The organism is Cytobacillus purgationiresistens, assembly GCF_030813235.1.
Taxonomy (GTDB): Bacteria; Bacillota; Bacilli; order Bacillales; family Cytobacillaceae; genus Cytobacillus; species Cytobacillus purgationiresistens.
In genome coordinates this window covers 1-24371 of sequence record NZ_JAUSUB010000034.1, presented here as the reverse complement: position 1 = coordinate 24371, position 24371 = coordinate 1, and the positions used below count along the sequence as shown (strand labels likewise).

Below are 24371 nucleotides of genomic sequence, written 5' to 3'. Positions count from 1 at the left end.
GGAAATTGAAGCAAACAAAACAATCTGTGTTTACCAACGGGAAAGCTCTCACATATACACATATAACAAATGGCGCAGATACCATTTGCTATATGTTCTCAGGGAGCGGCTATACATATGAGAGGCCTCTCCTCTATTATTCGACGATGCTGATGCTTGAAAAAGGATATGACGTGGTTCATATTCATTATGGTTATGAAAAAGGATTTCTCCAAAGTGACCTTTCTAAGATCTCGCAAGTCATTACAGAGGATGTTCGAGCAGTCCTATTAGATGTGGCTAAACTGCATCATTACCAGTCTTATCTTTTTTTAGGGAAATCCCTAGGAACGATTCCAATTGCGATGCATTTAATGAAGGCAAATGATTATCTGGAAGCTAAAATGATGCTCCTCACTCCACTTTTCTCATTTGATGAGGTGTACCAATCAGTATTAAAGACCAATCAATCAACATATATTGTCATCGGTGATCAAGACCCTCATTTTGATTCAGCAAAAATTGAGGCACTTAAAGTAAACAACAATATTCATGTAACCACTATAAACCAAGCCAATCATGCATTAGATATCACACCATATGATTCTTTATCCTCCCTAGATGCATTAAAAACAGTTATATCTTCGCTAAGGTTATTTTTAAAATAGGAGGAAAAAATGATGTGGGAAAGAGAAATAATTGAAACAAACAGAGGGAGCTTTGAAGTATATACGAGTGGACGTGGCGAGCCTTTGTGCATCACGCATCTATATAGTGCTTTTAATGAATTGGGTTATTATTTTGCTGATCCGTTCACCGATCATTTTAAAGTATACTTAGTGAATTTAAAAGATGCTGGGCAGTCCTGCCAGTCTATGTCCGATGATGAATTAAGCATGGTTGAGAGCTGCAAAGATTTGGAGGCAATTCGCGAATCTCTCAACATTGATAAATGGGGCTTTGCTGGCCACTCAACTGGAGGTATGCTTGCACTTGTTTATAGCGCTCATTTTGGGCAGTCATTAACGAGAGTATTGAGTGGCGGTTCTACAGCTTCCAAACATTATATGTACCACCCAGGCAGCATGTATTGCAAAGAGAGTCCTCTCAATAAAAGACTGCGAAAAATATTGACTGTCCTGGGATCATCAGAATCGTCACGGCCTGAACGTGTAAAAGTGAATCGTGAATGGACCGAGATGTCCTTATATCAACCTGAGCATTATGATACATATTTTTCAAAACCCAGCAGTGGAAGAGTTGTACCAAAACGGCTTGATTATTACTCTTATAAAGATTTGCCGAATTATGATGTGAGAGAATGGCTCCCTGCTATAGATGTTCCATTTTTTGTATACTGCGGCCGTTATGACGCACAATGCCCGCTCCCTTTTTCGGAAGAGATTGCTGAACTATTACCCAACTCGACTCTGTTTACTTTTGAAGAGAGTAACCATTTTCCATACCTTGAAGAGGTAAATAAGTTCAAAACGATGATTCAAGCATTTTCCCTAATAAGAAAGCGAGGAACATCTGATGCAAACGAAACTTACAGCGAAGAAAAAGCTCCTTAATCCTTCCGGCGAACTTAATGAGCCAGGCTATGCAACTGAGCTTTTACTCGATTATCATCGCCAGGATATTAAAGCTAAAGGCTATCGAATTAAGGAATGGGATTATTATCTAATTGCAAATGATGATTATGCTGTTGCGTTAACGATTGCGGATAATTCCTATATGGGGCTGCTTAGCATATCATTTATCGATTTCAAACAAGCCTGGTTCAAAACGGAAAGCATCATTAAACCGTTTACCTTTGGCAAGCTGGGTCTGCCTTCCTCTTCTAAAGAAGGAGATATCGCTTATACTGACAATCGAATCTCTATGGCATTTCTCCATGAAGACAATCATCGCAGATTACGATGTTCGATGAAGAATTTTCACAATGGAGACCCATTTGCTTGCGATATCATTCTAAGTAACGAGCCACGGGATTCGATGGTTATCGCTACCCCATTTCCCCAGGACCGAAAAGCATTCTATTACAATCAAAAGATAAACTGCATGCGCGCGCAAGGTGAGGTGGTACTAGGTGAAGAAACCTTTCATTTTGATGCTGATGACTCATTCGCAGTTTTAGATTGGGGCAGAGGCGTGTGGACATATAAAAACACATGGTATTGGGGATCTACTTCAGGTATGATTGGCGACAAAACTTTCGGCTTCAATATTGGCTACGGATTTGGGAACACTTCAGCTGCTAGCGAAAATATGCTGTTTTATGATGGAGTTGCACATAAGCTTGATAAAGTTGAATTTCATATTCCAATGAATGGAAATAATTACGATTACCTTCAGCCTTGGTCATTCACATCAAATGACAATCGCTTTGAAATGAATTTCAAACCAATTTTAGACCGTGCCGATCACACTTCAGTCGGACTGATTGCAAGCGACCAGCATCAAGTGTTTGGGAAATTCACTGGAAAAGCGGTGCTTGATAATGGGAAAGTCCTAGATGTGAAAGATTTTCTTGGATTTGCTGAACGGGTTTATAATCGCTGGTGAGGTTATGGGTGTATGTATTGGGGTCGGTAATCTCGCCCCTGAATAGTACCGAACTTGATTTGTTTTAGAGCAGTACAAAGTAGTGGAATTTTTTGCGGGGTTCAAATTCAGAAAATTAGCTCTGTTGTGCTTAAATATCTGGTGTGAATTATTAGAGCATGAAATCTTGGATTAGAACATAGAATCCCGCTTTTGCTTTGAAATCTTGTTCTAATCACTGGATTAGAACATAAAATCCCGCTTTTGCTTTGAAAGCTTGTTCTAATCATTGGATTAGAACATAGAATCCCGCTTTTGCTTTGAAAGCTTGTTCTAATCACTGGATTAGAACATAGAATCCTGCTTTTGCTTTGAAAGCTTGTTCTAATCACTGGATTAGAACATAGAATCCCGCTTTTGCTTTGAAAGCTTGTTCTAATCACTGGATTAGAACATAAAATCCCTCTTTTGCTTTGAAATCTTGTTCTAATCACTGGATTAGAACATAAAATCCCGCTTTTGCTTTGAAAGCTTGTTCTAATCATTGGATTAGAACATAGAATCCCGCTTTTGCTTTGAAAGCTTGTTCTAATCACTGGATAAGAACATAGAATCCCGCCTTTGCTTTGAAAGCTTGTTCTAATCATTGGATTAGAACATAAAATCTCGCTTTTGCTTTGAAAGCTTGTTCTAATCACTGGATTAGAACATTAAATCTCGCTTTTGCTTTGAAAGCTTGTTCTAATCATTGGATTAGAACATAGAATCCCGCTTTTGCTTTGAAAGCTTGTTCTAATCATTGGATTAGAACATAGAATCCCGCTTTTGCTTTGAAAGCTTGTTCTAATCACTGGATTAGAACATAGAATCCCGCTTTTGCTTTGAAAGCTTGTTCTAATCACTGGATTAGAACATTAAATCTCGCTTTTGCTTTGAAAGCTTGTTCTAATCATTGGATTAGAACATAGAATCCCGCTTTTGCTTTGAAAGCTTGTTCTAATCATTGGATTAGAACATAGAATCCCGCTTTTGCTTTGAAATCTTGTTCTAATAGAGTAGTTTTCCGGATACCAGATTTTAAAGCAAAGAAATAATTGGAATAATTAACACAATGCTTAAGAATACAATGGAAATCAACGCTGCTGTTTTACTATAATGAATAGCTCCTTTAGATACTTCGGGTTCTTCATTGTGCATCCGCTTTTTCCTCATAATATACTCTCTTCAGGGTAAAAGTAAGTCCACAATAATACCAAATATACAGGGATCATTAAAAAAATTATCAGAATCGAATCAGCCAAATTTGCACCTCCTCACACTTCACTCATGAGTGACCTTTAAGTAGAAATACGAACTAATCCTAAATAAGTTTCCATATATTCGCGTAATTCATCTCTCTTTCAAATCCATTGTCAAAATCAAAAATCAGATGTATAATTTAATTATAAACCATCACGTTACAGTTCGGGGGTATTACGTTGGGAACGAGAAACTAAAAATAGGGGAATTAGCAGAAAGAGTAAACTTAACAAAAAGAACGGTCGATCATTATACAAATCTCGGCCTGCTTGAAGCAGAACGTTCTCCTTCAAACTACCGATACTATGACCATTCCGCGATTGAAAGACTGCATTTAATTGAGCAGTGGAAAAGCGATGGAATGTCATTAGTGGATATAAAGAAGAAGTTGCTGGAGAAAGACGTCAATGAAGCAGAAGAAATTGATGTTCGTGAACTGCGGATTAAAATTAACGGTCTAAAAGAAGAGGTTTCAGAGGTATTAGCTCATCTTGATAAAAGTGATGCCCAAAGTCAGGCATTCATTAAAAATAAAGTCTCATCAGAAAGTATGTCCCTCATACAAACATTGTTATTACTTCTAAAGTGATATTTTAGGCATTGTACGCAGATAAATAGGACAATTTAAAGATAAGACATTTAGATGGTAATAATCACTTCCTGAACCTCAATTAAGCTGTACCATTTAATCTCTCAATAGGAGGTGGAAGTCTTACTTTTGTAAGACTACATCATTTGACAACGTTTAATTTATTTATGATTGTTTTATTAATTGCATTAACTGCCTTTTTCGTATCAACGGAATTTGCGATTGTTAAAGTCCGTATGTCTAAGCTTGACCAATTGATTGCTGAAGGCAATAAAAAGGCGATATCCGCTAAGAAGGTTGTAACCCATCTGGATGAATACTTATCTGCCTGTCAGCTTGGTATTACAGTCACCGCATTAGGACTTGGATGGTTGGGTGAACCGACTGTTGAGCGCTTACTTCACCCATTATTTGAAAAGTTAAATCTAGGTACATCTGTTACACATATTATTTCTTTTGGTATTGCATTCGCACTCGTTACCTTCCTGCATGTTGTAGTTGGTGAACTTGCACCTAAAACCGTTGCCATTCAAAAAGCAGAAGCCGTTACACTATTATTCGCCAAACCAATTATTTGGTTCTACCGAATCATGTATCCTTTTATTTGGGTACTTAACGGGGCTGCTCGTCTCCTTGTTGGATTGTTTGGATTGAAGCCTGCATCCGAACACGAGCTTGCTCACTCGGAGGAAGAGTTGCGCATTTTAATGTCCGAAAGCTATAAGAGCGGTGAAATTAATAAAAACGAATTAAAGTATATGAATAATATTTTTGAATTCGATGAAAGAATTGCCAAGGAGATTATGGTTCCCCGTACTGAAATAGTTACTTTCTCAGTCGAGGATTCTTTCTATGAAATTATGGAAACCATTAAAACAGAGCGATATACCAGATACCCTGTTGTAGATGGTGATAAAGACAATATAGTTGGATTTATTAATGTAAAAGAGTTTTTAACAGCAAATCTTCAGCCAAATGAAGCACGCCAATTATCGATTCATCATTTCATAAACCCCGTCATCCGTGTCATTGAGACAGTGCCGATTAATGATTTATTGGTTAAAATGCAAAAAGATCGCACACATATCGCCATCTTAATGGATGAGTATGGCGGCACTTCTGGATTGGTCACTGTTGAGGATATTATTGAGGAAATTGTCGGTGAAATTCGAGATGAATTTGATGAAGATGAAATCCCAGAAATAAGAAAGGTTAAGGATGGTCATTATATTTTAGATGCAAAGCTTCTCATTGACGATGTGAACCACCTGCTGGATATAGACCTACCTGATGATGAAATCGATACGATTGGAGGCTGGTTCCTTACTTTCAATTTTGATGCCAAGCTTGGCAGTCAACTTGAAATGGATGGATATTTGTTCACTGTGAACGAAATTGATGGTCACCAAATTCATTATTTAGAGGTTAAAAAATTATAATACTGCATAAAGAGCTTGGATATTCCTCCAAGCTCTTTATTTTACAGGTAAATATTTTGTAAAATAAGCACCTAACCCCAGTAAAATGATGATGAGTACCCAACTGATAAGTCCTGCTAAATCAAACCAGAATGCAATGATTGCTACAATGGCTATTGAGTAGAAACAAATCGGCGTTAATGCTGACTTATGCCCCGTTGCACCTGCCAGTTTTCTTTTCTTTATAGTTGTAATGATTGATAACGCCATAAAAAGCACCAACAAAATTGTTAATGGAATTGATAACAAATATTTATCCTCCTCAAAGCTTTAAATCAAATGAACTTTTCTTTATGGTCCTCTATTTTAAGCTGCTTTTCTAGATCGATTCTCATTCTTTCCGTTTCCAGCATATAGTTTTCATTTTTCAGCTTTTCCAACTCGAGTTGATTTTCAATCATTTTCGCCTTAACCTTTGTCTGTGCTTGAAAATGATGTGAAACAATTGCAATAATCGGAATAGAAAAAACCATAACCACTGCAACAATACCAGTCATTCACGCCACTCCTTTATAAAAATTCATATTCTTCGGCCATATATAGGTCTATCATAACAAATTTCTTCCATTCGTTCTATCTGAACTGTAAAATGATTGACCTTTTATTTTATGCAACAAGGCTGTGCCTCTGCCACAGCACTTGACTCATGTGAAAATCTTGAAGGATTCTGTTTAGAGTGAAATTGGTGATGTTACGATCGTCCTTTTATTTATGAAAAAGATAGAGTAGAGGAAAAATGCGCTTAGATTTTGTGTACTCTTATGTTCTGACTCTTTCTCGTCATCAACCTTTAAAAAAAAACCGAATATTGCACTTACTCACAATATCCGGTCATTTCATATTATTTTTCCAAATAGGCGCTGCCTGTCCTCCAGCCTGAAATACCTGATGCAAACATGCATAACAACGATACTTCTGCTATCTCATCCTCTGTTGCACCGAGGTTTCTTGCATTTTTAAGATGGATATTAATACCTTTTTCATATTGATCACAAATGTTGATGGCTGTTAATGTTAGCTCTTTTAATTTTCTTGATACACAATGATCGGTCAATATGGCATTTCTTAGGTTGCTATATTTGTACAGTACGTCGGGATTAAACTGTTTTAAGAGAGCCACCCAGTCAGGTAAAGTGTCAAATTCATTTTCATAGTAGGTGATGCATTCTTCTACTGATTGAAATTCTTTACCTTTCTCGGTATTCAGAACCACCGTATCATTGCTTCCTTCATTCACAGCTAATTTAATTGCTTCAATTCCAGACAGCCAAGCGGGAATACCTCGCGAAATGATACAAGTCGAAAGGACATCCGCTATTTCCTCGGCTGATGCACCTGATATAAGCGCTTCTTTTGTATGAAAAAGCATGCTATCTTCATATCTTCTGCCTGCGTTCACACCAATGAGAATCAAATGCTTTTCTTTTTTACTAAGAGATCCGTCAGCAAATATTGCTTCATTCATTGTAGCAACAGCTTCATGTACATGAGAGGCATATTTTTTCATTAGATCAAACTCATTTAGTCCTTTCACCACAACTCTCCTCCCTAAATGATCTATGGCTTTAATATCACCTTGATTGCTTCTTTCGCAAGACCTGCTTCGAACCCTTTTACTGCCTCATCTAGGGGAAAAACGTGAGAAACTAGCTTTTCGTATGGATATTTACCTGAGGCAGCCATGGAAATCGCTCGCTTCATTGTTTTTTCAGTTACACCATACACGCCTTTAACAGTGATTTCGCCTCTGACAATTTCATTGGTTGGCAGGATCGATTCTTTTGAACTAATACCAACCAACAGGATTTCTCCACCCTTCGTGCACATGCGCACCCCATCAGTGAGGGATTCATGAAAACCGCTCGTTTCAAAAACATGATCAACGCCATTTCCATTTGTTAATTGTGCAATCGCTTCGATGGCATTTACTTGATCAGCATAGATGACATCGGTTGCCCCTAACTCCATCGCCAGCTGTAACCGGCCTTCATCCTTCGTCAGACCTGTGACAATAAGACGTTCACACCCGTAATTAGATAGCGATGCAATCATTGATAAGCCAATTGGACCTGGACCAATCACTACAGCGGTATCACCAGGGAGAATTTCAGCTCTCTCGATCGCCCTTACACCGATACCGATTGCCTCAAGCATGCCAGCTACTTCTATAGGCACTGTTTCTGGAATTGGCAGCACATTGCGGAAATGAATCGCAGCATATTCTGCCATCCCACCATTTTCACGGAAGCCATAGCGCAGGGACTTTGCTGGAACCTTAGCCATCCCGCCTTCACCATGGTCACAAAGATTCGTGTTTCCTTTTTGACAGTTATGGCAGTGTCCACAAGGAATATAAGGATTGATAACTACTGTTTTATTTAATAGATGCTCATGGTCCTGCTTATTTACCTTCACGACAGTACCTGCAAATTCATGTCCTAAAGTCACTGGCGTAGATACCCATTCATAGGCATCCATGCCTTCATACATATGGAGGTCACTTCCGCAAATACTCGCTGCTTCTACTCTTACCATTACATCATCTTCATGGAGTACCGGGGCAGATACTTCCCTTACTTCCACCCCTTGACCTCTTTTACTTTTTACAATAGCCTTCATTGCTCAAATCCTCCTCTACTTATAGGCTTACCATTCTTCAATCGCTAACGCTCTAATTGGAGAGCCTGTCATCCCTTTTAAATTGAGAGGCGTACCCATAAAATAAAAATGCTTTTTCGAAAGCTTTTCCAAGTTAACAATGTTTTCGAAAATCATGATATTTCTTCCAAGCAGCTCCAGGTGAACCGTCCGCTGCATATTGTCATTAATATCAGCATTCGGCAAGTCCAGTCCTATCGCTTTTACTTTCTTTTCAATCACCCATTCTGCAACTGAAGGCGCAAGGGACTTACATTGATGGAAACCTTCCGCATTCCATTCACCAGGCCAGCATCTAAATAAGACGATATCATTTTCCTTCACTTCAAGCTGATCCCTTTCAACCACGGCTTCTATCATTTCCTTTGAAACAGCTTCACTAGGATCCTTATGTGACACATCCACTAATAGGGCATCACCCATTGTTGCATCAATCGGGATGTTTTCAATCGTTAACCCATCCTTGAAAAAGTGATATGGTGCATCCATATGTGTACCGCTATGATCTGACATGATAATCGTTTTACTTGCATATCCTTCACACGGTGCCTGATATCTCGGTTTTGAAAAATCATGTGTAATATGATCCATAAATACAACCTTTGGATGCGATGGGAATGAAACAAGCCCATCATACAACAACACTGATAAATCTACTACTTTCATTGATTTCCCCTCCGTTACCTGATTTTATAAGAAATAACCCCAAATGAGACACGCTGCTACATAAATGATTCCAACATAAAACATGATCATAACCAAATAACCCATAATGTCTTTTAGCTTCAATTTTGATAATGCAAGAGCAGGCAGTATCCAGAAAGGTTGTACAAGATCATTCCAGGCATTCCCAAGCATTACTGACATCGATGTTTGGCTGATGGATGCACCAAGCTCCTTCGCTGCATCAATCATAAAGGGACCTTGAACAACCCAGTGACCGCCGGCTGATGGTGCAAAGAAATTGATGAAAAACGAACTAACTATTCCCCAGAATGGTAAGCTCTGTGCTGTTGAAAAATTGACGAAAGCCGCAGCAATCGTATCCACTAAACCAGATGAGGCCATAATGGCCATGATTCCTGCGTAAAATGGGAACTGAAGAATGATTCCTGAAATCGTACCAATTCCACTATTTAAGCTTTGCATATATTTGGCTGGTGTACCTAGTAAAATGATTCCTAAGAAAAGAATGATGAAATTAATGATATTTAGATTCAAAGTATTCCCATCCAAGAAATACCAGAATACATATACAAGTCCGATGATCCCAATTGCGTATGAAAGGAAACGGCTATTATTTAATCTTGTCGCTAACGTGTTATCTTCTAAGACATTAGATGCCACTGCTGACTTCTCTTCATAAAGTGCTGGATTTATCTCAATGATATTTTCCTTTTTCTTCGGATGAAGCGCAGCATTGACAAAAGGCAATGTCACAAGAAGAACAATAGCTGTAATGATCATCGGCAGAGAAAAGATCGTCTCAGCTAATGGAATGATTCCCATTGATGCTTCTAAAGGATGTCCAGGTGTAGAAATTAATACCGGAATACTGGCTGATAAACCTAAACCATAGAATGTAAAACCGCTATAAGCTGCAGCAATAATGAGCGGATAATGTACACCCTTTACATTCATTGCAAGCTTTCTGGCAATGATTCCGCCGATTACTAGTCCGAACCCCCAGTTAAGATAACTTCCGAGTGCCCCCACCAATGTAGCGACCATAATGGCCCCTTTTGGTGTATGAACCTTTGCTGCAATTTTATTAAGCAGCTTATCTGTTATGGGAGCCGTTGCTAATACATAACCCATTGCTAAAATAACTGCCATCTGTGTCGTAAACGCTAGTAAATCCCAAAATCCATCTCCCCAAGCAAGGACCATTTCTTGCACTCCTTGCCCTTCAACCACCATTGCTAGAATCATCGTTAAAATCGTAAGTCCAATAGCAAAAACAAAAGCATCAGGAAGGAATCTTCTCATTAAGTTTGTAAAAAAGTTTGTTAATCTTTCCATCATTCAATACCCCCAATCTTATTCTATGCTTTGAAGCGCTTTCATTAATTTCAAAATATCAGTATTTTTCTTTTCTAAAATCGTCTGCTGATCTTTATCTTTCCAATCATAAAATCCTTGACCCGATTTAAGCCCTAATTCGTTATTTGCGACTTTGCTTGCTAACATCGGTGCGGGACTCGTCCGATTTTCCAATTCCTTATATAAATAGGAAGCAATATGCAAGTGGACGTCCAATCCATTTAAATCTCTTTGCTCCAATGGACCTGTAAATAATAATCTCGGCCCTAAGCTCCAGCGTACGACGGTATCAATATCTTCAGCAGTTGCTACACCTTCCTCTAATAAAAAGATGGCTTCCCTTGCCATGGCATGCTGAATGCGGTTGCCAATGAAGCCTGGTATGTCCTTCTTAATTAACACTGGCTTTTTTTTCACCGTTTCTAGCAGTGCCATCACTCTATCAACTGTCACATCTGACGTTGCCTTTCCCTTAATTACCTCTACCAGCGGGATGATCTCTGCTGGCATAAAGAAATGGGTACCAATAAATCTTTTCGGATACTTTAAGCCCTCTGCCAAATGATCGATTGATATACCTGAAGTATTTGTTGCGAGAATCGTATCAGCTGAAGTCACCTCTTCAAGTTCACTTAACAGAGCCTGCTTTAATTCTTTTTTTTCTGGTATCGCTTCAATCACTAACCAAGCCTCTTTTACATTCTCTAATTTTCCCGAGACCTCTATATTAGCTAGAACTTGTTCAATATCTGTCTGCAAGAAACCGAACTCAGCTTGATTCTGTAATTGCCCTCTGATTCTTGCAAGTGCGCCTGTTAATGTTTCAGGATTTGCATCTATTAATATCACTGAATGGCTATTGCTAGCAAATAGCTGTGCAAGGCCGGCTCCCATCGTTCCTGCGCCTATCACAGCAATTGGTTTAGTTGTTTCAGTCATAAACCCTCCCCCTCTTGATGATGTTGAATGCACCTGAATTTTCTGAAAGAATACAAAAAACCCAGCTATCCCAAAGAAAATAAGAAAAAACATAAACTCTTATCTTCAGTGGAAAAGCTAGGTATCCTTAAGTAGTATGAAATGGTCGTTTCATCGTTAAGAAGCTGCTTCTCGTCAGAAAGAATGGTACAATCATTTAATTTTATTATTTTAATAATATTTTAAATATATTTATAAGTCAATGGAAAATTTATATTCTAAAAACTTTTAAAAGATATGATAAAATATGATTGTTTAGTAAATCGAAAGATATAATGAGGGGGTCTTTCTATGGATCAAAATCAACTAGATACCGTTTTAGTAACTGCTTACGCAAAGGCGCCACAAGGCAGTGCGATGTACGAAGTATACAAGCATGCAGGAATTGTGCTGGAAATTAACGCAGCCAATCATAAAATTATCAATGCAGAATTCACATTTATTACTGAACTGGCTCAAGATTTTTTCAAGAGGATGATCATCGGCTTTGATATGAATTCTGATCTTCAGGTACTGGTCAAGCGGATAGAAAGCCACTATTTCGCCCCATCCACCACATCTGTCATCGTCGCATTAAAAGCGGCGCATAAAAGATATCATGAAAAGCTAAAGCAGACAGAAGAATAATATTTTAAACAAAAAGTGAAATGAAGCGGAGGCGATCCTCCGCTTTTTTTTTGTTTATATTCAACTTCACTTATTATTATTTCGTTGATAATATTCGGTTACTACTTTATCTTTATTCGGTTTGGTTGATGATAGGGCAGCAGGACTCAGTTACTTTCCTATCTCGCTGCTTGCTTCCTGATCACGCAGTAACTCTAGGTCCCTGCTATCCATCGCGACGAATCTTTGAAAAGAGAGCAATCTCCCCTGCATTTCACTTACTCTTTATGCCTGTCTCCTCTGAACAAGGGAGTTTCTGCTTTTCTTTACACCTGCATATTCTCAATGATTGTTGAAATGCCCAGTCCGCCCGCAATGCATAGGGTTATCAGGGCATATCTTTTTCCTGTCCGTTCCAACTCATGGATCGCTTTGGTCATTAATATTGCTCCAGTGGCACCGATTGGATGACCCATTGCGATCGCACCGCCGTTTGGATTCACCTTATTTATATCCATATTTAGTTCTTTAATAACAGCTAGGGCTTGCGCAGAGAATGCTTCATTTAATTCAATTAAATCTATATCTTTTAATTGTAGGCCAGCCATTTTCAATGCTTTCAGCGTTGCTGGCACCGGACCTATACCCATATAATTCGGATTCACTCCTGAGGCGGCCTGTGCAATCACTTTCGCTTTCGGCTTTTTCCCGAACCTGTCTGCTTCTATGTCAGACATAAGCAATAGTGCTGCGGCTCCATCATTTCTGCCACTGCTATTACCTGCCGTAACTGTGCCGTTCTCTTTGAAAACAGGTGTTAATGATGCTAGTTTTTCTAAGCTTGTTTCTCTGGGGTGCTCATCTTGTTTGAATTCGAGCGCACCTTTTCTCGTTTTTACTGTGTAAGGTACAATTTCTTTTTCAAAAAGCCCGGATGAAATCGCTTTTTGCGCATTTTCCTGACTCCGTAATGCAAATTCATCCTGCTCTGTACGTGAAATCTCGTATTTTTCCGCTAAGTTTTCAGCGGTAACCCCCATTGTTAACATTCCATAATCTTCAACGGGCTGAGAGCCAGGCTGACTTTCTGTGTTTGGATCAAGTAATAGCCCGTTGCCTGATTTAAGTCCGAAACGAATATTTCTCATATAGTAAGGAGCTGTGCTCATCGACTCTGCTCCACCTGCCACAATCACATTAGCTAAGCCACATAGAATTTGCTGGCTCGCTGAATTTACTGCCTGCACACCAGATCCGCATTGGCGATGAACCGTGTATCCAGGAACATCTTCAGGAAACTTGGCTCTTAATGACGCCAGTCTGGCAAGATTCGAAGCATCGGCACTCTGTTTTGCTTGACCTAATATAACCTCTTCGACTGCATTTTTCGGTATATCGGTTCTTCTCATAAGCTCCTGCAAAACCGTACTTGCCAGAAGGTCAACAGGCTCATTGCCAAGTGATCCGCCTAATTTCCCTATCGCTGTTCTCACCGAATCAATAACAACAACATTTGTCATAAACTCACACCCTTTTCTCTATTAAACAACTAAAAGATCTTCTATAAAATCAGCTTCTGTCTTCTCTCGCACTTCTTCAATCGTGACACCGGGCATTAATTCAATGCATCGCAGCTGCTTTTCAACCACTTCAAAAACGGCCAGCTCTGTGATAATCATGTCTACACTTCTTGTAGAAGTAATGGGGTAGGTACATTCCTTAAGAATCTTACTTTTTCCATCCTTTGACGTATGGGTTGTCGTTACAATGACCTTTTTCGCACCCACAAGCAGATCCATTGCGCCGCCTACGCCCATTATATTTTTTCCTGGTACAGCCCAGTTTGCTATCAAGCCTGTTTGATCTGCCTGCAGCACCCCTAGGATGGCAATATCTACATGTCCGCCTCGAATCATGCCAAATGAATCTGCACTATTGAAAAAGGAGGCACCTACAGCTTCACCCACTGGAAGCTTACCAGCATTGACAAGGTTTGGATCAATCACGCCCTCAACATCACTTACACCAAGCAAACCATTTTCCGTATGGAAAGAAACATTTTCATCCTCGATAAACTTGGCTACTAAGGTCGGTATGCCAATGCCAAGATTGACAACACAGCGGCCTTTAAGTTCCTGTGCTGCCCGTTTTGCGATCAATTCCTGCACTTCATTTTTGCTCATGATCGATCACTCCATCCTTCGTCAATATTTTCTGCGCCTTGATCATACCATCCACGAATAAATGCGGTGTAACGATTTCTTCAGGAGAAAGCTCACCAGCTTCCACGATTTCATCCACCTCTGCAATGACAATATCTGCAGCAGTTGCCATCATTGGATTAAAATTCCTTGCCGTTTTATAAAAGACTAAGTTCCCTAATGTATCCGCTTTCCAAGCACGGATTAAAGCAACATTAGCCCTTAAAGCAGGCTCGAATATATAAGTGATTCCATCAATCACCTTTTCTTCTTTACCTTTAGCCAGGTCCGTACCAACACCTGTCTTTGTATAATACCCACCGAGTCCAGCACCCCCAGCTCGCATGGATTCAGCTAATGTTCCTTGTGGTAAGAGCTGCAATTCAATTTCACCCTTTTGATAGGCGTCACCTACATCGCGGTTACTTGTAAAATAGGATCCAATACCCTTTTTGATTTTCTTCTGGTTTACTAGAATACCTAATCCCTTACCCTTTTCGCCCAGATTATTACTAATGACAGTCAAGCCATCAATTTCTTTTCTCGTTAATTCATCTATTAATGTTAACGGCGCCCCTACTAGTCCAAATCCGCCAACCATAATTGTTTGATTGCTCTTAACAGATTCTAATGCTGATTTTGCATTCTCATAGACTTTCATTCTAGTCCCCCACATTTCTTCTGTTTATTTTTCTACTAAAGAATCACTGGCTTCAAACCATGCTGGAATGCCGGCAGTAAGTAAACAGATATACCCTGTTTCAGCCAGTTCGTCTTCACTTGCACCTTTTTCTCTTGCTTTCTCCATCCATTCCCCTGCATCTTTACCATTGAGCACAGTTATATAAATCCCTGTCATGAGAATATGCTTCATTTTCGTTGTTACGACACCATCACTTAGTATTTTTTCTTGAACGGCTTGATGATCACCAGCTTGAACAGTGGACAATACGCTTTTAACAAAATCCGCATTTCCTTCGCCTAGGAGATCAATATAATATTTCAGAATTTCTTCTAAGCCTTCTACCTCTTTCGTTTCGCTTTGAACCGGGAAACCTTTTAATGTACATGCATACTCCAAAGATTTCATTCCCGCTTTTAACGCTTGTGGTCCGTAATATAAGTAGGACACAATGAGATACTCTGCCAGTTCAGACAGTGAAGCTCCTCCATCGATCGCACCCTTCGTATGGTAGACCATGCTGCGTTCGTAAAGTCTTGCCGCATTCATGCCAACAAGCAATATATCCTTCTCTTTTACCGATAAATGCCCCGGCTTCATAATATCGCCGCGCAGATTTGTATAATGATCCAATATTTTTGGGTTATAGTCATACATTTTTTGCACCCAGCCAGGTACCACGTCATAAACATTTTTGAAATACTCTAATCCCTTGCTCATCATTTCAACCACCTTATTTTAAAAAATAATGTCTCTTATAACAAAAATGGCTGCTTTAAACAGGATGTACCTTCTTAGGTCATCGGTTGTTTAAAGCAGCCAGTATGTTCAATAGCTTCAGTTAAAAAAGTTCATTTTTTAATCGCTAATGAATAGGCAATATGAATGTATAATTTTATTCTACATAATTTTTGTAAAATTTCAACTCAGTTGATTAGATTTTTTTCAAAAATGATTGGATAGAGTCATTAATTTCCTGTCTATTTTCAAACACCATTGTGTAGTGATTGCATGCTGAAGTGACCATTTCAATATTTTTTGCAAAACTTTTAGTATCGTCATAGGCTTCTGCATAAAATAACGGTTCCATTGGTCCGATATTTCCGCTGGCATGCACCAAAAGGATCGGACATTCAGTATTAGCAAACTCTTCTTTCGGGACAAATGAATAAAAGCTATTAAAATCAGCTAGAATACTGCTCTCATTAGATTTATTCTCCCAATGGCCACCCACTTCATGAATCTCATACTGGCCAACGTTGCACAGGTGATCTGTCCATTTCACACCCAGCCTAGTATAAATGGTTTCCAGCTCTGTTAAGTAGCTTTCTTCTGAGCCATATTCCTTGCTCAATCTCCCTAACGAAGGTTGAACAATATTTCTCTGCTGGTCTGTGCAGGCTGCTGCCCCATCAAGTAAAATTAAGCCTTTAACATTCTTTAGCTTGCGTGCGACGACCGCACAAATAAATGCACCCATGCTATACCCCATCAAAATAGGGTCTTCTATCTTGAGGTCCTTGATCAGAGCAATGACATCCTCTGCATGCTTGTATAAGCTTGTGTCTTCATCTGTAGCAGAACTATTCCCTCTCCCGCGTAAATCAAGTGCTATAAAGCGATATTCTCCTTTCAGGCTTTCTGCGTAATAGTGCATTTGCTTATGATTCCCAGTTAAGCCATGAACAGCAACAATGGTCCCTTTTGTTCCTGGATAGTCCGCAATTTGAATCTGGTTTCCATTAATATTCTTTTGATAGAATTCCATATAAACGCCCCCTATTAAAATATAAGGATATTTATACGCTTAATTTTCGAAAATGTCAAAATAATAATCTAGTGCCTATTTATTATCTTAGAATAATAAATTTATAGTCTCCTACACTATTTTCCTTTATTATCTATTTTCTTCTTCCTTTCTTTTCTTCCACAATTAATGTATATAAGTTCCTGATGCAAGAAAACAAAGAAAAAAAACATACCAATTACTCAAGCAACCTTCATTGATCCGTCTGAAGTGTACAATGAGAATCGTCATAACTACCCCAATAGCAAATGAAGTTATTATGACAAAATAATAAAAGCGCACTTTTCTTCCTCTTCCGAATCAATTGGATGCTCATGGACAAATAACGATGAGCACAGCGGTCGAAATGAAATTCTGGTTTTTTAAAAAAAAACATTCTGAAAGACAGCTAGTTGTGCTTTTGAGTTAATCCTTTTTCCTGAAGTGATATTTTTAGTAAATATCACCATCATCCCTTTTAACATAATGTAACGTATACATGCCATTTTCCAATATATATATTGGATTTCCATTAAGTATTATTTTGTTTTTTTTAAAATCATATATACAAAACATTCACATAAGTTATATAATCAAGAGATAAACATTTGTCTGAGAGGGGATGAAAGGGTGACATTGCGGAGAGCGTTTCCATATGTTCTATTAACGATCTTTTTATCATTTCTGGTCATCCAGTATCCTGGCGATTCTTCAAGGACAAGTCAAACAAGTGACCATCAGCAAGCTGTATTGAATGCTAATTTAAGCTCAGATGGGTTTCATTATCAAGATGATTTAAAAAAGCATCCATTGCTTTTACCTGCAGGATCAACCATCTTAATGAATATCGCTTTGATGGTCATTTCACTTTGCCAATTGACCTTTTTCGTTATTAGGAATGGCAAGTTTTATCACCCGGTTTTTTATCAATCCAATTATTTAGACAGTACTCCTTAATTTGAAAATTTTTTTAAAAAAAAGGAGGAAATATAAAATGATTATTCGCTTATTAATGATTGGGTTATTTTCATTTACTGCTACAACACTATTCTTCTTCCAAGGAATTGAGATTACTCATGCATTGGTTGATTATTTCAAACATAAATAAAGTATAAAGTGCGGAGGCTAGGCTCAAAAAAACCAACCTCGCAGCAACCAGATAAAAAAAGGAGTGTCCCTAAACGGACACTCCCTTTTTTTTGAAAAGCTATTAAAATGTCTAGCTGCATGACCTAACCCCTCGAGGTCATAAGCCAACCTTCGTCTAATGCTTGTCGGGGCTAGGGAAGCAAGACCCTTCCGCTTTTTTTATATGCCAATCTTTTTAGTGTTCACTTTTTCATGCTTCTCATCTATTCGTTTTTCAATCATTTCAATTTTATTGCGATCCTTTAATAATTCTTCCTTATTCTTTCTGACTAGCTCCATGTAAGATACTTTCTTTTTTCTCATGTGAGTACTCTCTCCTTCTGTATAAAAAACTATATTTTCAGAAAACTTTAGCGTATAGAGACTATTTATAGATAAGAATCGTTTTTTTCGCGATCCAATTAATAGAAATAGAGATGCGTCCTTTTGCCGATATTCCATAAATCAAACATGATGCTGGCAAATCTCATCCGCAAATATAATTTTCGTTAAATTCAGATTAATATGAATCCAAATAAATGTCAAGACTTTTGACTCATAATATTATTTTTATATAATTGAATGTGTAATACAACACAAAGGTATTCTTATTTAACCTTCCTTTTATTTACTTATTTTACCGCTTTTATGCAGAATTCTCACTTCATTCTCGGTGGTTTTAGTTAGGTATATCTGCATATACCCGTCTATATTAGAATCATATTGACTTTCCTATTAATCTAATATAAAATCAAGCTTTCAATTAATTAACGTGGTTCGAGAACCTCCCACGCTAAAAAACTAAGGAGCGTAATGAAAAATGAATACAAAAACCATTGTTGGTAATGGCATTTTAGCAGCCTTATATATCGCTGTTTCAATGGTATTCCAGCCTTTTGGCTTTGTTGCCATACAATTTAGAGTGGCAGAAATGTTTAACCATCTCATTGTTTTTAATAAAAACTATATATATGGGATTGTGCTAGGCGTTTTTATCACCAATTTGCTCTTTTCACCAATGAAGGCGTATGATTTAATCTTTGGTGTCAGTCATTCGATCATCTGTTTAGTGATTACGATTATTTGCAGCAAATATATTAAAAATATTTGGGCAAGAATGATTGTCAACACGCTCGTCTTCAGTGTGATGATGTGGATTATCGCACTTGAGCTTAACTTTGCTTTCGGCCTGCCATTTATGTTCACTTGGCTCACTACTGCAATTGGCGAATTCGCTGTTCTTGCTGTGGGAATACCGATTATTTATTTCTTAAACAAACAAGTAAAGTTCAATAAATTAGTTTAACTAGTAGCTGGTGCAGCTTAAGCACCAGCTTTTTTTTATTTAACTCGCAGCTGAATCCGTATCTTTTTCTTTAGATAGGAACCATCCGCCTGCAGCGATCAAGATAAGAATGACATAGAATGTAACTTTCCAGCCTGTAGAATGGGCAAAATCTTCAGGTATGATTGCCAATGCAGGATGACCCAATGTTAAAACGAGAAGCTTCACACCCACCCAGCCAACAATTAAGAAGGCAGCAATTTCGAGACCTGGTCTCTTATGCAGCAAGTCAACGAAAATATTCGCTGCAAAACGCATAATGATTAAACCAATCATTCCTCCGGCAAATATGATAAGGAATTTTCCTCCATCCATTCCGCCGATGTTTGGCAATGGTGTATCGGGAAGAGCCATCGCTAGAGCGACTGCCGCAAGGATCGAATCAACGGCAAAAGCAATATCGGCTAATTCAACCTTCAGTACAGTAGTCCAAAACCCAGCTTGCTTTTTTCCCTTTGCCTTATCCACCTTGTTATCTTTGACAACAATTTTTCGGTATATATGATTACATGCGATAAATATGAGATAAACGGCTCCAATTGCTTGGACCTGCCACACATCCACAAGAAATGAAATGACGAATAATGAAGCTAATCTAAAGACGAACGCTCCAGCAAGCCCATAAAATAAAGCTTTCTTCCGTTCTTTTTCCGGTAAATGCTTAACCATAATAGCTAAGACGAGTGCATTATCTGCAGCTAGTAATCCCTCTAGAACAATTAAAACAAGCAACACCCAGCCATACTCTAACAATAATGAAATCTCCAATAACATAACCTCCTAAAAATTATGTAACAGCACTCCAGACGAAGTCTTGGCTTTTAAAGAATAATAAGAGCATGTATTTATATAGACTTTGCATTCATTCCCCTTATTATTTCCTTAAAAAACAAAAAACCTTTACCAATTTCATTTTGGTAAAGGTTTTAAAAATATATAAAGACCTTTACCAACAGGTAAAGGTCTTGCTAACAACAATGTAAGTTGCCAACAAAGCCGAGAGCAATTTGCTCCGAAATGACGACTTTGCTGTAAAAGCTACTCCCCTTTAGGAGTTACTATTCATATTAATATCATCATTATATTCTAAGGATTACAAACAGTCAACAAAAAATCCTTCGATCACATATTGATTAAAATCGATCTGCCTGCTTCTCGTGAATTTTAATTAAATGCTCCAAGATCTTAGGCAATTTTTCAAAAGCAAAAGGTACATGAAGTCGTTCTGTTTTTTGATGAGCGTCTTTTCCAAGCGGCCCTACGTTTATCACCGGGGCGGTAATTTTAGCCATCTGTTTAAATGGAATAGAGTACAATTTTTCACCACCAGGCAAATTCACGTTATACTTATCCATCTCTGATAAATCAGCATGAAGTCCCGCATAACTTAAATCGGATATTCCATTAAAATAATCGGTAGCCTTGAGCTCCTCCCCACAACGATCACAGGCAAATTCAATCAGCGATGCAGAAATTTCTTGTATCATGCTTTCAGGTCCAGAATCAACTGCTGGATAATAAGGCGGTGCATAGAAGAGGACGATCATCGGACCAAGCTCTTGGCAAAGCATTGCCATTTGATCAACGATTTGAATCGTCTGTTCACGAATATCCCCATCGGTTTCATTGGCAATTGCCTGCTCCATCTTATCGATATATTCATCACTTGTTTTTTCAATCGCGTAGTTCCGCAGCTCTTCATAAAATAGCACTTGAATGTTTGACAGCTGTGATCGGTCCAGGTTATTAAGTTTGTATTTCTCCTCAATAAAACTTTCCATTTTATGCGCTGCTTTTGAAGCCACCTCTTTCATTTCCTCCATCACATCTGCAGCATTTCGCTTCATAAGCAGTAAATTAAACAAGCTGACTGAGCGATGTGGAATCTGGGTCGAGTACTCTTTTTTCATGTCACGTTGAAGCAGCAATGTAGGAGGAGGTGACATCACACCGTTCACAGTCTCACATAAACCTTCATTCCATTCCACCTCTTGCGTGAGAACCGATGACATCCAACATGCATTCATACCAGAAAACGGTTCTCCTACATGCGATTCTTTTCCAAAGCATAAAGCACCTGGCATAATCTTCCCGATTGTTCCAGTATAGAAATAACGCTGCTCATCCTGCGGCACCTGTGAAAACATCGGTTCTGAATTCAGATAAAGTGTATAGGTTAACTGATGTTCATCTGCCATTTCCACAAGCTTTGGAATGATTTCACGCATGCCGACAGAATTCACTTCTTCATCCGGCACAGTAACTAATAACAAGTTGATTTCCCAATTCTCAAAGGATGCCTTTTCGAGCAATGACATATGCTGGACCAACCCGCATTTCATATCCATCATCCCTCTGCCAAACAGCCAATCCCCTGACTGCAAATCATCTCTTGCATCATCAGGGAGCCCTTCCGTTCTATGATGTAATGCATTCGTCAATTCAATGGGATTAAAAGCAAGATGCTTTAATTCGCCATAATCTTCAATATCAACTACATCAAAATGACTAATCATCACTACTGTCTTTACGGCATTCTCATGTTTATATAAAGCAGTTAATATCGATCTGCCATCTGAGGTTGGATGATTCTTAATTAGCTCACTATTTTCCTGAAAATAAGGGATGCCTCTTAAAACCTGCTCTGTTCTTAACGGAAAATACTTTTCTCCTGCAGATAGACTTACACTATCAATCGACACGAGATCAATAAGTGTTGATAGCATTTGATCGGCCGATTGCATAAACATCGCGTCTTCCATGTAAGAACCCCCCATATTTATTAAATGACAAATAACTCATTTCTTGATTGCAAGAACGATTCTATCCGGTTCATTCCTTCTTTTAAAACTTCCATAGAATAGACATATGATATTCTTATGTTACCCTCTCCGAAAGGTGTAAAACGGCTTCCAGGTACAACGGCAACTCCTCCTTCTTGGAGCAGCCTCGAAGTGAAGGTATATGAATTCGGGAACTCTCCAGGGATTTTCGGGAAGATGTAAAAACTACCCTCAGGCTTGCCCGCCTTGGACTACTTTAATAAATTGGGCAGCCAAGTAGATAATGCTGGAACATAAGTGATAACAAGTAATGTAATCAGCATTGAAAGCAAGAACGGTAATATTGCCGCTACAATTTTTTCTATCTTTATCCCACCGATGCTAGATGCGACAAATAAATTTACACCTAGTGGAGGCGTTATGAAACCAATCGCTAAGTTTGCTACTAGAATGACACCAAAATGAATGGGATCTACTCCTACAGCGGTAACAATCGGCAATAGAATCGGTGTCAATACAACTAAAGCGGATATCGTATCTATAAACATACCTACCACAAGCAATAAAAGGTTAATGACTAATAAAATAACAAATGGATTCGTTGATAAATCCGTGATAAAACCAGCAATACTGTTCGGGATTTGCTCAAGTGTCATAATGTATGCAAATGAAATAGATAGACCGACAATGATCATCGTTGTCGCATTAATCACAATGGCTTCCCTTATACACTCATACATGTCCTTCATGGTTAACTCTTTATGAACAAATATACCGATAATGGTTGCATACACAACAGCTACAACCGCTGCTTCAGTGGGAGAAAAGATACCGCCGTATATGCCGCCTAATATTATGACTGGTATGAGCAAAGCCCATTTTGCATCATAAAGTGCTTTTAAAACCGCTTTAAAAGAATAATCTATGGTTGTTTCAGGCTTGTAGCCCTTTTTCTTTGAAATTAAGTAAGAGACAATCATTAGCCCAATCCCAATAATAATCCCTGGAATGATTCCTGCTAAAAACATACCGCCAATAGACACGCCGCCGATGACGCCATACATGACAAAAGGAATACTTGGTGGAATGATTACGCCAATGGACCCCGCAGCTGCAGTCAATGCAGCCGCAAACCCTTCATCATATCGCTTCGCCTTCATTGAAGGAATCATAAAGGAACCAATCGCTGCTACTGTGGCTGGACCTGAACCCGATATTGCTGCAAAGAACATACATGTCACCACCGTAACCATTGCAAGTCCGCCAACCATCCAGCCAACTAGCATGGTAGCTAGCGTGAGCAACCGTCTGGAAACCCCGGCTTTTCCCATCAAGACACCAGCTAGCATGAAGAAAGGAATCGCCAGCAACGGAAACGAATCAAGCGCAGTAAATGCCTTTTGCGTCATAATCGTCAAAGGCAACGTCGTCGTAAAGTAAATGGTTACTAAAGCCGAAGCACCAAGAGAAATAGCAATTGGTACACCTATTAATAAAAATACAAACAAAGAAATAAATAAGACCGCTACTGTCAAATGAGATCCGCCCCTTCTTCTTTATGATCTTCCGGAGGCATTCTCCAAATAATCCAAAGCTGCTGAATTAGGCGAAGTGACATGCCTGCCCCGCCAAGTGGAATAGCTAAAAAAGGAATCCACATCGGAATTTGCATAGCCGGGGTAAGCTGTCCATTCTTCATGCTGCTTAATACTAATTGCGTCCCTAGAATTGCTAATGATAAGGCAAGGAGGAACCAAACGATAATTGCCAATGTTTCGAAAATCTTCCTCATAAATGTTGAGAACAAATTAGTAAAGGCTTCAATCTTGATATGTTCCCGTAAACGAATGGCATAGCTCGCTCCAATCCATACTTGCCAAATGTGTATATACCTTGCTAATTCTTCCGTCCAGCTTGGTGCAGCCGAGAAAACATATCTGCCAACCACTTGTGCGAATATTAAAAGCACCATTACAACCATCGTAAGAACCAAGAAGATTTCTTCTATATATCTATCTTTATATCGGTCTTTCATTTTCATGGCATGCTCCTTTAGTGTATTTTTTACCTGCGAGACGAAATCTTTTTTTGGAAGGCTATGTTCGATCTAGTGCCTCATTTCTTCCTCATCTATTTCGTTCGGGCACTAGTTTGGTCATCTAGTTAACCCTTTCCTTCTCTGGCATCCCGTTCGGGCACTAGTTTGGTTAACTAGTTAACCCTTTCTTGCTTTGGCATCCCGTTCGGGCACTAGTTTGGTTAACTAGTT

At 38.7% G+C, this 24371-nt stretch carries 25 protein-coding genes and 1 riboswitch; of the genes, 8 read left to right on the top strand and 17 right to left on the bottom strand.

Translation table 11 applies throughout. The annotated features are described in order from the left end of the window. Positions 1-5: 5 nt before the first annotated feature. The 5 genes from J2S17_RS24515 to J2S17_RS24495 all read left to right on the top strand — a co-directional run bounded on the left by J2S17_RS24515 (position 6) and on the right by J2S17_RS24495 (position 5853). On the top strand, positions 6-647 hold the full coding sequence (locus J2S17_RS24515; protein WP_307478906.1) for an alpha/beta family hydrolase: 642 nt from the start codon (positions 6-8) through the stop codon (positions 645-647). A 12-nt stretch (positions 648-659) separates the two neighbouring features. After that, positions 660-1553, top strand: a complete 894-nt coding sequence (locus tag J2S17_RS24510; RefSeq protein ID WP_307478903.1) for an alpha/beta fold hydrolase — start codon at positions 660-662, stop codon at positions 1551-1553. After that, positions 1516-2547, top strand: a complete 1032-nt coding sequence (locus J2S17_RS24505) for a DUF2804 domain-containing protein (protein WP_307478900.1) — start codon at positions 1516-1518, stop codon at positions 2545-2547. Before J2S17_RS24510 ends, J2S17_RS24505 begins: the two co-directional genes overlap by 38 nt. 1408 nt (positions 2548-3955) lie before the next feature. Continuing rightward, the gene (locus J2S17_RS24500; RefSeq protein WP_307478898.1) at positions 3956-4414 is read left to right on the top strand and encodes a MerR family transcriptional regulator; all 459 of its coding nucleotides are present in this window, start codon (positions 3956-3958) and stop codon (positions 4412-4414) included. Positions 4415-4560: 146 nt separating this feature from the next. Then, entirely contained in the window at positions 4561-5853 is a 1293-nt protein-coding gene (locus tag J2S17_RS24495; protein WP_307478895.1) for a hemolysin family protein, read from the top strand. A 36-nt stretch (positions 5854-5889) separates the two neighbouring features. Here J2S17_RS24495 and J2S17_RS24490 read toward each other — a convergent pair whose 3' ends face one another. The 7 genes from J2S17_RS24490 to J2S17_RS24460 all read right to left on the bottom strand — a co-directional run bounded on the left by J2S17_RS24490 (position 5890) and on the right by J2S17_RS24460 (position 11532). After that, entirely contained in the window at positions 5890-6141 is a 252-nt protein-coding gene (locus J2S17_RS24490; protein WP_307478892.1) for a hypothetical protein, read from the bottom strand. A gap of 26 nt (positions 6142-6167) precedes the next feature. Next, positions 6168-6389, bottom strand: a complete 222-nt coding sequence (locus J2S17_RS24485; RefSeq protein WP_307478890.1) for a hypothetical protein — start codon at positions 6387-6389, stop codon at positions 6168-6170. Between the two features lie 344 nt (positions 6390-6733). Then, positions 6734-7426 (bottom strand): carboxymuconolactone decarboxylase family protein, encoded by a 693-nt coding sequence (locus J2S17_RS24480; protein WP_307478887.1) that lies wholly within the window; start codon positions 7424-7426, stop codon positions 6734-6736. Positions 7427-7449: 23 nt separating this feature from the next. Beyond that, complete coding sequence (locus J2S17_RS24475; protein ID WP_307478884.1) at positions 7450-8511, bottom strand: zinc-dependent alcohol dehydrogenase; 1062 nt, start codon at positions 8509-8511, stop codon at positions 7450-7452. A gap of 27 nt (positions 8512-8538) precedes the next feature. Next, positions 8539-9216, bottom strand: a complete 678-nt coding sequence (locus J2S17_RS24470; RefSeq protein ID WP_307478881.1) for a cyclase family protein — start codon at positions 9214-9216, stop codon at positions 8539-8541. A 24-nt stretch (positions 9217-9240) separates the two neighbouring features. Further along, positions 9241-10575: a short-chain fatty acid transporter gene (locus J2S17_RS24465; RefSeq protein WP_307478879.1), complete on the bottom strand. Its 1335-nt coding sequence runs from the start codon at positions 10573-10575 to the stop codon at positions 9241-9243. A 15-nt stretch (positions 10576-10590) separates the two neighbouring features. Further along, positions 10591-11532: a 3-hydroxyacyl-CoA dehydrogenase family protein gene (locus tag J2S17_RS24460; RefSeq protein WP_307478876.1), complete on the bottom strand. Its 942-nt coding sequence runs from the start codon at positions 11530-11532 to the stop codon at positions 10591-10593. A 330-nt stretch (positions 11533-11862) separates the two neighbouring features. Between J2S17_RS24460 and J2S17_RS24455 the strand changes: the two genes are divergently transcribed. Then, a complete protein-coding gene (locus tag J2S17_RS24455) occupies positions 11863-12198 on the top strand; it encodes a DUF3870 domain-containing protein (protein ID WP_307478874.1) in 336 nt (111 codons plus the stop codon). A gap of 305 nt (positions 12199-12503) precedes the next feature. On the opposite strand, the gene J2S17_RS24450 is transcribed toward J2S17_RS24455, so the two are convergent. The 5 genes from J2S17_RS24450 to J2S17_RS24430 form a co-directional block, all read right to left on the bottom strand. Continuing rightward, positions 12504-13697, bottom strand: coding sequence for a thiolase family protein (locus J2S17_RS24450; RefSeq protein WP_307478872.1), 1194 nt, complete (start codon positions 13695-13697; stop codon positions 12504-12506). Between the two features lie 21 nt (positions 13698-13718). After that, entirely contained in the window at positions 13719-14360 is a 642-nt protein-coding gene (locus J2S17_RS24445; RefSeq protein WP_307478870.1) for a 3-oxoacid CoA-transferase subunit B, read from the bottom strand. After that, a complete protein-coding gene (locus J2S17_RS24440) occupies positions 14347-15039 on the bottom strand; it encodes a CoA transferase subunit A (protein WP_307478868.1) in 693 nt (230 codons plus the stop codon). The genes J2S17_RS24445 and J2S17_RS24440 overlap by 14 nt, the downstream gene beginning before the upstream one ends. Before the next feature lie 24 nt (positions 15040-15063). After that, a complete protein-coding gene (locus J2S17_RS24435; RefSeq protein WP_307478866.1) occupies positions 15064-15780 on the bottom strand; it encodes a carboxymuconolactone decarboxylase family protein in 717 nt (238 codons plus the stop codon). Positions 15781-15994: 214 nt separating this feature from the next. After that, positions 15995-16828, bottom strand: a complete 834-nt coding sequence (locus tag J2S17_RS24430; protein WP_307478863.1) for an alpha/beta fold hydrolase — start codon at positions 16826-16828, stop codon at positions 15995-15997. 648 nt (positions 16829-17476) lie between these two features. Between J2S17_RS24430 and J2S17_RS24425 the strand changes: the two genes are divergently transcribed. Further along, the gene (locus J2S17_RS24425; protein WP_307478861.1) at positions 17477-17803 is read left to right on the top strand and encodes a hypothetical protein; all 327 of its coding nucleotides are present in this window, start codon (positions 17477-17479) and stop codon (positions 17801-17803) included. 351 nt (positions 17804-18154) lie between these two features. Here J2S17_RS24425 and J2S17_RS24420 read toward each other — a convergent pair whose 3' ends face one another. Next, positions 18155-18298: an FbpB family small basic protein gene (locus J2S17_RS24420; protein ID WP_307478858.1), complete on the bottom strand. Its 144-nt coding sequence runs from the start codon at positions 18296-18298 to the stop codon at positions 18155-18157. A gap of 442 nt (positions 18299-18740) precedes the next feature. After that, positions 18741-18785, top strand: a riboswitch (PreQ1 riboswitch). A 9-nt stretch (positions 18786-18794) separates the two neighbouring features. Between J2S17_RS24420 and J2S17_RS24415 the strand changes: the two genes are divergently transcribed. Continuing rightward, positions 18795-19280 carry a QueT transporter family protein gene (locus J2S17_RS24415; protein WP_307478856.1) on the top strand — a complete coding sequence of 162 codons (486 nt, stop codon included), beginning with the start codon at positions 18795-18797 and terminating at the stop codon, positions 19278-19280. A gap of 39 nt (positions 19281-19319) precedes the next feature. On the opposite strand, the gene J2S17_RS24410 is transcribed toward J2S17_RS24415, so the two are convergent. The 4 genes from J2S17_RS24410 to J2S17_RS24395 form a co-directional block, all read right to left on the bottom strand. Further along, positions 19320-20087 (bottom strand): TerC family protein, encoded by a 768-nt coding sequence (locus tag J2S17_RS24410; RefSeq protein ID WP_307478854.1) that lies wholly within the window; start codon positions 20085-20087, stop codon positions 19320-19322. A 365-nt stretch (positions 20088-20452) separates the two neighbouring features. Next, positions 20453-22081: a M20/M25/M40 family metallo-hydrolase gene (locus J2S17_RS24405; RefSeq protein WP_307478851.1), complete on the bottom strand. Its 1629-nt coding sequence runs from the start codon at positions 22079-22081 to the stop codon at positions 20453-20455. 272 nt (positions 22082-22353) lie between these two features. Beyond that, the gene (locus J2S17_RS24400; protein ID WP_307478848.1) at positions 22354-23637 is read right to left on the bottom strand and encodes a TRAP transporter large permease; all 1284 of its coding nucleotides are present in this window, start codon (positions 23635-23637) and stop codon (positions 22354-22356) included. Continuing rightward, complete coding sequence (locus tag J2S17_RS24395; protein ID WP_307478846.1) at positions 23634-24143, bottom strand: TRAP transporter small permease; 510 nt, start codon at positions 24141-24143, stop codon at positions 23634-23636. The genes J2S17_RS24400 and J2S17_RS24395 overlap by 4 nt, the downstream gene beginning before the upstream one ends. Positions 24144-24371: the final 228 nt, after the last annotated feature.

Bases quoted from the DNA above. Each gene is read 5' to 3' on its own strand.
- J2S17_RS24510 (WP_307478903.1), top strand. From the start codon at position 660: ATGTGGGAAAGAGAAATAATTGAAACAAACAGAGGGAGCTTTGAAGTA.
- J2S17_RS24505 (WP_307478900.1), top strand. From the start codon at position 1,516: ATGCAAACGAAACTTACAGCGAAGAAAAAGCTCCTTAATCCTTCCGGC.
- J2S17_RS24500 (WP_307478898.1), top strand. From the start codon at position 3,956: ATGTATAATTTAATTATAAACCATCACGTTACAGTTCGGGGGTATTAC.
- J2S17_RS24485 (WP_307478890.1), bottom strand. From the start codon at position 6,389: ATGACTGGTATTGTTGCAGTGGTTATGGTTTTTTCTATTCCGATTATT.
- J2S17_RS24475 (WP_307478884.1), bottom strand. From the start codon at position 8,511: ATGAAGGCTATTGTAAAAAGTAAAAGAGGTCAAGGGGTGGAAGTAAGG.
- J2S17_RS24470 (WP_307478881.1), bottom strand. From the start codon at position 9,216: ATGAAAGTAGTAGATTTATCAGTGTTGTTGTATGATGGGCTTGTTTCA.
- J2S17_RS24465 (WP_307478879.1), bottom strand. From the start codon at position 10,575: ATGATGGAAAGATTAACAAACTTTTTTACAAACTTAATGAGAAGATTC.
- J2S17_RS24460 (WP_307478876.1), bottom strand. From the start codon at position 11,532: ATGACTGAAACAACTAAACCAATTGCTGTGATAGGCGCAGGAACGATG.
- J2S17_RS24455 (WP_307478874.1), top strand. From the start codon at position 11,863: ATGGATCAAAATCAACTAGATACCGTTTTAGTAACTGCTTACGCAAAG.
- J2S17_RS24450 (WP_307478872.1), bottom strand. From the start codon at position 13,697: ATGACAAATGTTGTTGTTATTGATTCGGTGAGAACAGCGATAGGGAAA.
- J2S17_RS24445 (WP_307478870.1), bottom strand. From the start codon at position 14,360: ATGAGCAAAAATGAAGTGCAGGAATTGATCGCAAAACGGGCAGCACAG.
- J2S17_RS24440 (WP_307478868.1), bottom strand. From the start codon at position 15,039: ATGAAAGTCTATGAGAATGCAAAATCAGCATTAGAATCTGTTAAGAGC.
- J2S17_RS24435 (WP_307478866.1), bottom strand. From the start codon at position 15,780: ATGAGCAAGGGATTAGAGTATTTCAAAAATGTTTATGACGTGGTACCT.
- J2S17_RS24430 (WP_307478863.1), bottom strand. From the start codon at position 16,828: ATGGAATTCTATCAAAAGAATATTAATGGAAACCAGATTCAAATTGCG.
- J2S17_RS24420 (WP_307478858.1), bottom strand. From the start codon at position 18,298: ATGAGAAAAAAGAAAGTATCTTACATGGAGCTAGTCAGAAAGAATAAG.
- J2S17_RS24415 (WP_307478856.1), top strand. From the start codon at position 18,795: ATGAATACAAAAACCATTGTTGGTAATGGCATTTTAGCAGCCTTATAT.
- J2S17_RS24405 (WP_307478851.1), bottom strand. From the start codon at position 22,081: ATGGAAGACGCGATGTTTATGCAATCGGCCGATCAAATGCTATCAACA.
- J2S17_RS24395 (WP_307478846.1), bottom strand. From the start codon at position 24,143: ATGAAAATGAAAGACCGATATAAAGATAGATATATAGAAGAAATCTTC.